At 37.0% G+C, this 7,833-nt stretch carries 9 protein-coding genes; 4 read left to right on the forward strand and 5 right to left on the reverse strand.

Translation table 11 applies throughout. From position 1 onward, the window contains the following. Positions 1 to 188: 188 nt before the first annotated feature. Positions 189 to 1,976 carry a penicillin-binding protein 2 gene (gene mrdA / locus F6K23_RS16820; RefSeq protein WP_293157687.1) on the reverse strand — a complete coding sequence of 596 codons (1,788 nt, stop codon included), beginning with the start codon at positions 1,974 to 1,976 and terminating at the stop codon, positions 189 to 191. A gap of 1,563 nt (positions 1,977 to 3,539) precedes the next feature. Further along, positions 3,540 to 3,698, reverse strand: a complete 159-nt coding sequence (locus F6K23_RS16825) for a hypothetical protein (RefSeq protein WP_293157690.1) — start codon at positions 3,696 to 3,698, stop codon at positions 3,540 to 3,542. Positions 3,699 to 3,789: 91 nt separating this feature from the next. Here F6K23_RS16825 and cysE point away from each other — a divergent pair, with 91 nt between their 5' ends. Then, positions 3,790 to 4,497 carry a serine O-acetyltransferase gene (gene cysE, locus F6K23_RS16830; protein ID WP_293157693.1) on the forward strand — a complete coding sequence of 236 codons (708 nt, stop codon included), beginning with the start codon at positions 3,790 to 3,792 and terminating at the stop codon, positions 4,495 to 4,497. 31 nt (positions 4,498 to 4,528) lie between these two features. Here the strand turns inward: cysE and F6K23_RS16835 are convergent, their stop codons facing one another. Next, positions 4,529 to 5,137 (reverse strand): Npun_F5749 family FMN-dependent PPOX-type flavoprotein, encoded by a 609-nt coding sequence (locus tag F6K23_RS16835; protein ID WP_293157696.1) that lies wholly within the window; start codon positions 5,135 to 5,137, stop codon positions 4,529 to 4,531. Between the two features lie 56 nt (positions 5,138 to 5,193). Then, entirely contained in the window at positions 5,194 to 6,069 is an 876-nt protein-coding gene (locus F6K23_RS16840; RefSeq protein ID WP_293157699.1) for a hypothetical protein, read from the reverse strand. A gap of 464 nt (positions 6,070 to 6,533) precedes the next feature. Here F6K23_RS16840 and F6K23_RS16845 point away from each other — a divergent pair, with 464 nt between their 5' ends. The 3 genes from F6K23_RS16845 to F6K23_RS41870 all read left to right on the forward strand — a co-directional run bounded on the left by F6K23_RS16845 (position 6,534) and on the right by F6K23_RS41870 (position 7,318). Then, positions 6,534 to 6,716: a hypothetical protein gene (locus F6K23_RS16845; RefSeq protein ID WP_293157702.1), complete on the forward strand. Its 183-nt coding sequence runs from the start codon at positions 6,534 to 6,536 to the stop codon at positions 6,714 to 6,716. A gap of 225 nt (positions 6,717 to 6,941) precedes the next feature. Then, on the forward strand, positions 6,942 to 7,157 hold the full coding sequence (locus F6K23_RS41865) for a ribbon-helix-helix domain-containing protein (protein ID WP_367267726.1): 216 nt from the start codon (positions 6,942 to 6,944) through the stop codon (positions 7,155 to 7,157). 5 nt (positions 7,158 to 7,162) lie between these two features. Beyond that, the gene (locus F6K23_RS41870; protein WP_367267727.1) at positions 7,163 to 7,318 is read left to right on the forward strand and encodes a hypothetical protein; all 156 of its coding nucleotides are present in this window, start codon (positions 7,163 to 7,165) and stop codon (positions 7,316 to 7,318) included. Between the two features lie 257 nt (positions 7,319 to 7,575). Here F6K23_RS41870 and F6K23_RS16855 read toward each other — a convergent pair whose 3' ends face one another. Continuing rightward, the gene (locus tag F6K23_RS16855; RefSeq protein WP_293157708.1) at positions 7,576 to 7,728 is read right to left on the reverse strand and encodes a hypothetical protein; all 153 of its coding nucleotides are present in this window, start codon (positions 7,726 to 7,728) and stop codon (positions 7,576 to 7,578) included. Positions 7,729 to 7,833 lie beyond the last annotated feature (105 nt).

Raw genomic sequence — 7,833 nt, forward strand, 5'->3', positions numbered from 1 at the left:
GGATAATAATAAATTTTTTTTTTCATTATTAGTTAATCAATTCCGTTTTCAAGGAGAGGTAATAATTAATTATTAATTGTTTAATCCTACCTCCTCATTATTCCCATGACTCCTGTCTCCTGTCTCCTGTCTCCTGTCTCCTGTCTCCTGTCTCCTACCCCTACTAAAAGACTAGTGAAGCGCAAACCCTAATTATACTTGCTGAAATAAGTTTGAAAAACCTGTTTGGCAACAGGAGCAGCAGAAACAGAACCATAACCTCCATTCTCCACAATGACAGCGATCGCAATTTTTGACTGATAAGCTGGCCCAAAACCAACATATAAAGAGTGAGACCTTTGTCCAATTACTTCTGAGGTTCCGGTTTTCCCTCCTGTAAGAGGAATAGTACCATCATTAAGAGATTGTGCTGTACCATAATAAACCGCATCAATCATGCCTTCTCTAATCATCTTTATCTGTTCAGGTTTCAACCCTGTGGGAGTAGGCTTCATTTTTGGACTATTCGTTTGACTTGCCAGTAAATGAGGCTTAATCTGTTTACCACCATTAGCGATCGCTGCTACTGCTGCTGCCAACTCTAATGGTGTCACCAAAACCAGACCCTGGCCAATTGCCATAGTTACTGTATCACCCAAATACCAATCATCATTATAAATCCTGCGTTTATCTTCCTCCGTAGGGATTAAACCATTGTATGTAGCGGGTATACCCAGCAGGTTTAAATTTTCACCTCCCAAACCAAGTTTATGTGCCCATTTAATTATTTCTTGAGCGCCAATAGCCATACCTACTCGATAATAGAAAGTATTACTACTATAAGCTAATGCACTTCTAAAACCAATTGAACCATATCCTCCACTATGTTCATTGAAACTAATGCCTCCAACATAAATTGAGTCAGAGGTATATACAAGGGAATATGGTGAAAATTTTCCAGACCCCATAGCTGCTGAAGAAGTCACTATTTTAAAAGTACTTCCGGGAGGATAACCTTGGAGAGACCGATTTAAAAATGATTGCTCCTGACCATGAAGATTTTGCCATTTGGCTTGAGACATAGGTTTCGTAAACACATTGGGGTTAAATCTAGGATAACTGGCCATTGCTAAAATTTCCCCTGTATCCACATCTAGAGCAACTACTGCTCCCTTGCGAAAACCCAGAGCTTTTTCTGCTGTTTTCTGAAGGTCTATATCAAGAGTTAAGTTTACTGTTTTTCCTGCTTGAGGTTTAATTTCTCCGAGAGTACCTATTTCCTGATTTTGGGCGTTGACTTCTATCAAACGCTTACCCCATTTTCCGGCAAGCAAATCATTAGCACCAGCTTCCACCCCTAATCTACCAACCATCATTCTCATTTGATATTCTGGGTTAGCTTTTAGTTCTTCTAATGTAACTTCGCCAAGGTATCCAATTATATGAGATGCCAATTGTCCATGAGGATAATGACGAGTTGATTCCGACCTAACTTCTACACCAGAAAATTCCGCAGCTCTTTCCTGTAAGGTTACAAAAGTATCGCGATTCACTTCATAGCTAATATTTATATTCCTTTCTCCTGAATTTATAGCCTGCTCTACTTTTTTAATGATTTTTTCAGCGGGTATATTAATTATGGGGCTGAGTTTTGCTGCAGTAATTTTCCATTGCTCTTTGGGTTGTTCTTTTGGCCATAAATATATGGAGCGGGTAAGATGGTTAGATGCAAAGGCTTTACCATTACGGTCTAGAATTAGTCCTCGATTAGAAGCTACTGGAATTGGCCTAATGCGGTTGTTTTCTGCTCGGTCTCTATTCTGTTGACCTTGAATTAATTGTAGTTGAACCAGACGACTAACTTGTAGACCAATTATGGCTGTGGTTAATAGCATTAACACAATTGCTCGGTAGATTGAGCGTGACTGATGTTTTTGAGATGAGGGGTTCTCTTCTATTTTTCGTAGTCCAAAGGCAAAAGAAAATTCGCGCACCATTATTTCTTGATTTATGATTAGATAAACTGATTGACTAATTGTCTTTTAGTCGTTAAACAATAATGGGATAGACTTTACAGCAGTTTAAATAAAAATTCAAAGTGCAGAACAAAGTAATAAAAGTTAACTAGCTATCAGCATTTTGCGTACCGGAATGCTCTGCAAATAGCACTCAGCTTTCAGTGCGCTAAAAGCTTGGGTTTAAATCTCCGACTTCTAGCTTGTCGTTTAATTTTAGGAGGGGTCGCGTATCCCCTGATAAAAAGCTGACTGCTAAAGGCTGAAATGCTGTTTGCTCTGCATTCCAGACCGAAATGATTTTTAATTTCTTATGTATTAGATTTTTTACATAATTAGACAATTATATCTAGAAAATATAAGAATCAATAGACATATCCGGAAATAGTTAAATGATTGGTTTTACTAGCTTGACATAATTTACTGCTTGCTCGATTTAGACAGTTGATTTGACATTTTTCTCAATTTTTACTCTGTTTTAAACCTGTAAATAGACTATTTATATTTTATTTTTTTATTTTTTTATTTTTTTATTTCTTGTTTACAACTTTTTTGATGATCTGATTAACCCTCCTTTCTTCAGTCTCACTAAGCCACATATTGTCTTCACTATTTGCTGATATTTTTCCCTCTTAATCTGAATCTTGATTGAGCTACTCTGAAAACTTTTAACAATCTTGTTAGATGTTCCACTACTATCTTTGGCTAATTCTGGATTTTTCTTCTTCCCTTCTGAAATTAATTCCTTTTTTTTTGTGGCTTTTTTCGGTATTTTTTTCTTTCTCGGATATGTCTAATGAAAGAAGTAAATTTTGACTTTTATTAAGAAGTATATTCAACAATGAATAATGAATAATGAATAATGAATAATTACCTCTCCTTGAAAAGAAGAGGATTGACAAATTCATGAAAATTTTTCTTTATTATACCCTTAAAAGGGGAGACTTTAAACCACAATTTTTCGGTAAGCATTTCCTGCGGAATGCTGCGCAAACAGCCGTCAGCTATTAGCTAGTCTCCTATGGTCGGAACTGCGGACTTCAGCTATTAATTTTGGAGAAGGTAAAAGCAACCGTTGAAATTGAGAAAGAATAAAAGTTACTGCCAAAGTCCCCTTCCTAAATCTGAGAAGTAATTATTCATTAATAATTGCTGAATACGAGCCCATCCCCAAGGGAAGCGCTGACTACTAATAGCTGAATGCTTACGAAGTATATTGTCATTTATTTAATTTTTAGTTTTAAAATTGGAATAGATATAATAACAGGAAAAATAGGAATAGTTGAATCTAATTATTATATCATACCTCTTTTTTAAATACCTACAAATCAAAAAAAATGTTAGGGATACCAGGCCATGGATAACAGAGTAAAAAATAGGAATAATTTTGATAATTTCTCAAGAGAATAGAGAAAATAATTTTTATGACATCTAATTAATGAGACTGGATATTAGAGCTTCATCAAAAGCAAAATGTAGTGAAAATCCTTGATATCTAGTATGCAATGCCACGATGAAAATAAAGTCATCAATAAATGACGATAATTAATCTCCTAAACACCAAGAAACAACTAACAATATTATTGACAGAAATAACCATCGAGGAATATGTAGCCATTGCATGAAGTCCATTGGTTCCAAGACAAAGATAGAAGTGAATAAAAAACTGAAAAATAATACCACAGTTATCAACAATAACGACATAGTATTTTCCGAAAAAAATTTGAACAACTTATTTGATTCACCCTTCAGTATAATGTTAAATGACCTGCTCAAGCAAAGATGGTAAATTCTCGTGTTTAATACCCTTCTAACTGACTTCCGAATTATCTTTGATAGAGACCCTGCAGCTCGTAACTGGTTGGAAGTTCTTACTTGCTACCCTGGTCTTCAGGCTTTAATATTTCATCGCCTAGCTCATGGTTTGTACAGTCTGAAAATTCCTTTCCTGCCTCGCTTAATTTCCCACATAGGCCGTTTTTTGACTGGGATTGAAATTCATCCTGGAGCTGTTATTGGTCAAGGAGTTTTTATTGACCACGGTATGGGTGTGGTGATTGGAGAGACTGCTATTGTTGGAAATTATTGCCTAATTTACCAAGGAGTAACTCTGGGTGGTACTGGCAAAGAAACTGGCAAACGGCATCCTACTTTGGGTGAGAATGTAGTTATTGGTGGGGGTGCCAAGGTTCTTGGTAATATTAATATTGGTAATAATGTTCGTATTGGTGCAGGATCGGTAGTACTTAGGGATGTTCCTTCTGACTGTACTGTTGTGGGAGTGCCTGGGAGAGTTGTATATCGTTCTGGAGTTAAGGTAAATCCTTTAGAGCATGGTAGTTTGCCTGATTCTGAGGCTGAGGTTATTCGTGCTTTGGTGGATCGAATTGATTCTCTTGAACAACAGGTGGAAAGTTTACAAGGTAAATTATCACAGTGTCTTGTGGTTAATTGTGACCCTCCATCTTCTGCTAATTACGCTAGTTGTCGTCTCCAAGACTAAGCAATTCAAGATTTTTTTATGGCTAAGGAATTTAAGGATTTATATCTTGAGTAGACCAAGTTTTAGAGTTATCAATTTGATAAAGCCAACGATTTTGTGGTTCTCCTTTGAGTTCTAGATACTCGACTTTTGTTGGATCTAGTAATAATAAATAAAAGTTTGATAGGGGATAGGCAGGATTTGGTGGGGACAATTCAAAGGCACCGATATCTACTTTACTTTCTCCAGGATTAGGCCAAGTAAATTGCTGTCTAGCATTGTCTGAAATTTCTTGCCATGTTGTTTCTCTAGCTTTAGCAAGTTTGGGGTGAGGATTATTTGCTTTGATTAGGTAAAGTTTCCCACTGAGGCGAAATTGTTCTCTAGTTTTTGGAAAGTACCAACAAATTTCGCCCCAAGGATTTTTTTCTATTTGTTCTACTTTGTTGCTACGACTGTCAGTGATGAATTTTAGGTGGTTGGTTTCTTCTAAAAAACCTCGGAATACGATGGTACGATTTTTGGGTTGGCCTTCAGCAGTGACTGTTGCTAGTTGGAGATAACGAGCATAACTTAGGCTTCGGTTTCTATGTAAAGCTCTGGATAAGGGCGATCGCCAAGGTGCTAATTTTTCTGCCTCTACTAAGTTAAGAAATTCCATGATTATTGGCTATTTTTGCTTTTTTTTTAGAGGACATATCTTATACTAAATCTTGTTTAGCTTCCAGGCGGAACACCCCCATCTGATTGAAAAATTTCCGGTATTGCGGAACTATCTGTGATTATGTCGCTGTGAGCTTCATTATTATATTTTTCCTGGACTAAATCCTGTAAATCTTTTTCCCAGGCTTTAATCTCAGGTGTTTTTAACATAAGAACTTTTTTAGATTTTTTAGACTCTGGCTCGGCTACTGTTTCAGTCTCTGGGTCAGAGTCTTGTTCTTGGCCCAAATAATTTCCCACAATCTCTTCTAATAATTTTTCCGGCTTGACTCCCTGTTGTTTGGCCTGAACTTTTAACTTATCCCAAACATCTCTGGGTAGTTTTGCTGTGGCTAGGGGAGGTGTAGTTTCCCCAGTAATAGTAGTTTCTATGTAAGTCGCTGTAATAGGTTTAGATTCTTGCTTTGCCTTACCCAGAACCTCTTGCCAACAATTCACTGTCTCATCAACTTCTGAGCTGACTCGTCCAGCAGAACTGGCTAATTTTTGGGCTTGAGATACGTTGTCTGGCAATTCGGTAAATCCTTCCAGCATCAATGACCAAGATATTTGAGCAGCTTTAATGACTCGTTTGACGTAATAGACCGATTTTTTCAAGCCTTTAAGGCAATACTCTTTGAAGGTTTTATACCCCAAATCTTTATACAATTTATAGATTTGAAAAGCCCTCAAAGCCATGCCCTCTTTAATATAGGCATATCTATCGGCCAGCATATCTATTTCCAGAGAAGCGGTCGCCTCATCGCCTTCTTTCCAGGTGTTGTCCCAAAATAAATCACAAAATTTATCTAGATATCCATCTGCCCAGTTGGGAAGTTCTGGGTCATTGAAAGGAGTCTCGAATTTGTGGTCGTATAAGTTTCCAATCATAAATAAGAAAAAGTTAGGTTACGAGGAAAGGGGTGAACTTAGCAGTATTATTGCCTAACCCGGAAAGATATCCATTAGATAGTCACTAGAAATATGTAAGGCTATGTCAGTTAAGTACTGGGTTTTAACTGTTTGAACTGCTCGGTTATTGTTGTCTTCCTGAGAAAATACATTTGTTGTTTTATATATTTGATTTTACAGGTGTATAATGAAGTTGTCAATAGTTTTGAGTAAAATTATTTTGCAAATGTAGAATGGAAAAAAGTAATAAGTATAATGCCGAGAAAAACAATACACGGGGAAGCCAAGACGAGCTTAAGCTTAACAGTTACCCCCACAACCAAGAAGATTTTGAAGCGAACAGCTCAATCATTGGGAATGAGCCAAAGTGAGTTAATAGAGCTTTGGGCCAGAGAGGCGAATTTACAATCGCACAAACAACTATTGGGGGAATTCTTGACCGCTTGAGGACTCTTCAATCGATACATCTACAATATGTAGAAGCTCATGGCAAAAGATTAGAACAGCGGCTAATCGAAAATCATACTCATAAATCGAAAGTTTTTGAGGAGATGCACTATTTAGAAGTTGAGTTGGTTCACCTCCTCGAATCTGCCGAAGAAGAAGATCCAAACGAAGAAGAATAAAGAGTCAAAGAAGCCGATCACAGCAATGTGGTCGGTATTTTTTCAGGTTTCGTGCTATGTCAGCTAAATACTAAGTTTTAACTGTTTGAACTGCTCCATTAGGCGTCATCTCCTAAAAATTTTCAAGCGCTTTTTACTAAAACCATAATAAATAAGCGCTTATATTTTTGTCAAGTAATTGAGTAGAATATTTTTAAGCGCTTACAATGGACAAAAACAAAATAGATGGGAAGAAAGATCAAGTACGAGCAAAAGAAACAACAATTGAATCTAACAGTTACTCCAGAGACAAAGGAATTATTGGCAGAAATAGCGGATGCTCTGAACATCAGTCGGAGCGAGTTGATAGAAAAATGGGCGAGGGGCTGGCACCAGATGCAGTCAGTGGGCTTATTGGGGGAATTTTTGACCTGTTTCGAGAAATTGTCCGTGACGCATTAAATTATATGTATGCTCATAACGGGCGTTTAAAGCAACGAAGCGACGAAAGCGATGTGTCTATTGCTAGCTTCTTAGATAAAGCAGCAGCTTTAGAAAGAGAAATGGCTAAAGTCTTGGAACAGGTTGAGCAACCACCAAAAAACGAAAAATTAGAAGAATAAAAAATTAGAGGAGCCGATCGCAGCAATGTGGTCGGTAATTTTTCTGCCAAAAATCCTACACATTATTGCAATGTGCGCTGATAACTTGTTCATGTAAAAATGATGTGATATCATGTCCGGTAGCATCGGTATTGTATAGTAAATAGGCAACAGCTCATCTGCTCCGGAAGGCAACAGGCAAGAAAAAAACTTAAATTTCCTGCAAATATCCACGCCAACTTTTACACAAACGATTGCCTTCGGACATGATGTGACAACTATTGAGCATTAGTTATATTATGTTTTGACCAATCCAGGTTACTAAACTGAAAATCAAACTCATCTGTTGTCAATTTTAACTGTTGGGAACCAAAAGTTTTGAGAACGTTATTTTCAATAGTCGAACTGTACTGTTGAGTTTTAGACGACATTTTCCTCGACTTTTATGGACAACTGTGGACAAAATGTATAGGTATAACCGTCTTTTTGATGTACAACTTTTAATTTGCTTACATGAACACTTTTAGCTTTTTGTC

The organism is Okeania sp. SIO2C9, assembly GCF_010672455.1.
Classification (GTDB): Bacteria; Cyanobacteriota; Cyanobacteriia; order Cyanobacteriales; family Microcoleaceae; genus Okeania.

Bases quoted from the DNA above. Each gene is read 5' to 3' on its own strand.
- mrdA (WP_293157687.1), bottom strand. From the start codon at position 1,976: ATGGTGCGCGAATTTTCTTTTGCCTTTGGACTACGAAAAATAGAAGAG.
- F6K23_RS16825 (WP_293157690.1), bottom strand. From the start codon at position 3,698: ATGTCGTTATTGTTGATAACTGTGGTATTATTTTTCAGTTTTTTATTC.
- F6K23_RS16835 (WP_293157696.1), bottom strand. From the start codon at position 5,137: ATGGAATTTCTTAACTTAGTAGAGGCAGAAAAATTAGCACCTTGGCGA.
- F6K23_RS16840 (WP_293157699.1), bottom strand. From the start codon at position 6,069: ATGATTGGAAACTTATACGACCACAAATTCGAGACTCCTTTCAATGAC.
- F6K23_RS41865 (WP_367267726.1), top strand. From the start codon at position 6,942: ATGGGAAGAAAGATCAAGTACGAGCAAAAGAAACAACAATTGAATCTA.
- F6K23_RS41870 (WP_367267727.1), top strand. From the start codon at position 7,163: ATGTATGCTCATAACGGGCGTTTAAAGCAACGAAGCGACGAAAGCGAT.
- F6K23_RS16855 (WP_293157708.1), bottom strand. From the start codon at position 7,728: ATGTCGTCTAAAACTCAACAGTACAGTTCGACTATTGAAAATAACGTT.